A 2,500-nucleotide genomic window follows, 5' to 3' on the forward strand; every position below is an offset into this window, starting at 1 on the left:
GACCTTCAGGTTATGAGCCTGACGAGCTACCGGGCTGCTCTACCCCGCGCCATGGTTGTCTTGATCGGAGGCTTTATCGTTTCAGAGGGATGTTTTGCGTCTTTCCAGGTCTGGCGGTGACCTACTCTCCCACGTCTTGAGACGCAGTACCATCGGCGCAGCGGCACTTAACGGCCGAGTTCGGGATGGGATCGGGTGTTTTGCTCGCGCTAGGGCCACCAGACCAGGAAAGACGCAATCAGCGTCATCTGCGATGCAGATGATGTTGTCCAAGGATGCTTTCGAGAAGAAGTCCTGCTTCTTCTGGATCAAATCAAGCCTATCGAGCCATTAGTACCGGTCAGCTGAATGCATTGCTGCACTTACACCTCCGGCCTATCGACGTGGTGGTCTTCCACGGCTCTCAAGGGAGACCTTGTTTTGAGGGGGGCTTCACGCTTAGATGCCTTCAGCGTTTATCCTGTCCGTTCATAGCTACCCTGCACTGCCGTTGGCACGACAACAGGTCCACCAGTGGAACGTTCACCCCGGTCCTCTCGTACTAGGGGCAACTCCTCTCAAGTCTCCAACACCCACGGCAGATAGGGACCGAACTGTCTCACGACGTTCTAAACCCAGCTCACGTACCTCTTTAAATGGCGAACAGCCATACCCTTGGGACCTGCTCCAGCCCCAGGATGAGATGAGCCGACATCGAGGTGCCAAACGATGCCGTCGATATGGACTCTTGGGCATCATCAGCCTGTTATCCCCAGCGTACCTTTTATCCGTTGAGCGATGGCCCTTCCACTCGGGACCACCGGATCACTATGGCCGTCTTTCGACTCTGCTCGACTTGTCAGTCTTGCAGTCAGGCTGGCTTCTGCCATTGCACTCAACGAGCGATTTCCGACCGCTCTGAGCCAACCTTCGCGCGCCTCCGTTACTGTTTGGGAGGCGACCGCCCCAGTCAAACTACCCACCACGCAGGGTCCCGGACCCGGATAACGGGCCGCGGTTAGACATCAAGAGTGCGAAGGGCGGTATCTCAAGGATGGCTCCACGGGAACTGGCGTCCCCGCTTCAAAGCCTACCGCCTATCCTGCACATCGCAATCCTGATGCCAGTGCGAAGTTGTAGTAAAGGTGCATGGGGTCTTTCCGTCTAACCGCGGGAAGTCTGCATCTTCACAGACAATTCAATTTCGCTGAGTCCACATTTGAGACAGCGGGGAAGTCGTTACGCCATTCGTGCAGGTCGGAACTTACCCGACAAGGAATTTCGCTACCTTAGGACCGTTATAGTTACGGCCGCCGTTTACCGGGGCTTCAATTCAATGCTTGCACATCTCCTTTTAACCTTCCGGCACCGGGCAGGCGTCAGACCCTATACGTCGCCTTACGGCTTCGCAGAGCCCTGTGTTTTTAGTAAACAGTCGCCACCCCCTGGTTTGTGCCCCCGACCGATGCTTGCGCACCAATCGGGCCTCCTTCTCGCGAACTTACGGAGGTATTTTGCCGAGTTCCTTAAATGTGGTTCTCTCAAGCGCCTTGGTATTCTCTACCAGTCCACCTGTGTCGGTTTCGGGTACGGTCTTGTGGAGGGCTATTTCCAGGAACCGCTCAGCTGCAAGGTCAATCCGATAAGACCTCACAACACCTGCGATCCGTCACCATCTCCTGGCCCAGGAATATTAACCTGGTTCCCATCGACTACGCCTTTCGGCCTCGCCTTAGGGGCCGGCTTACCCTGCTCAGATTAGCTTTAAGCAGGAACCCTTGGACTTTCGGCGACAGGGTCTCTCACCCTGTTTGTCGCTACTCATGTCAACATTCTCACTTCTGATCACTCCACCGGATGCCTCACGGCCCGGCTTCACAGTCAGAACAGTGCCTCCGCCGCACCCGAGGGTACGAAAGAGGCAGCGTCCTATATCACAGAACGCTCCGCTACCACGTGCATAAATGCACATCCAAAGCTTCGGCTCGTGGCTTGAGCCCCGTTACATCTTCGCCGCAAGACCTCTTGATTAGACCAGTGAGCTGTTACGCTATCTTTAAAGGATGGCTGCTTCTAAGCCAACCTCCTGGTTGTTTTGGAAGTCTCACATGCTTTCCCACTTAGCCACGAATTGGGGGCCTTAGCTGTTGGTCAGGGTTGTTTCCCTCTCCACGACGGACGTTAGCACCCGCCGTGTGTCTCCCGGATAGTACTCCACGGTATTCGGAGTTTGCTTAGACTCAGTAAGGCTGTGGGCCCCCATCATCCATGCAGTGCTCTACCCCCGTGGGTATTCGTCCGAGGCGCTACCTAAATAGCTTTCGCGGAGAACCAGCTATCTCCGAGTTTGATTGGCCTTTCACCCCTAGGCACAAGTCATCCCGACCTTTTTCAACAGGTGTGGGTTCGGACCTCCAGTTGGTGTTACCCAACCTTCATCCTGCTCATGCCTAGATCACTCGGTTTCGGGTCTGATCCGTCTGACTCAAGCGCCCATTTAAGACTCGCTTTCGCTGCGCCT

The 2,500-nt window shown here is 55.4% G+C and carries 2 rRNA genes (1 of these 2 cut by a window edge); both read right to left on the reverse strand.

Annotation, left to right across the window (positions count from 1 at the left end):
• Positions 1–108 precede the first annotated feature (108 nt).
• Positions 109–223, reverse strand: a 5S ribosomal RNA gene (gene rrf / locus ACTJI6_RS13000).
• Between the two features lie 86 nt (positions 224–309).
• Positions 310–2,500: ribosomal RNA gene (locus ACTJI6_RS13005) — 23S ribosomal RNA — on the reverse strand; it runs 641 nt beyond the window's last position.

The organism is Paracoccus sp. 22332 (genome assembly GCF_052045125.1).
Taxonomy (GTDB): Bacteria; Pseudomonadota; Alphaproteobacteria; order Rhodobacterales; family Rhodobacteraceae; genus Paracoccus; species Paracoccus haematequi_A.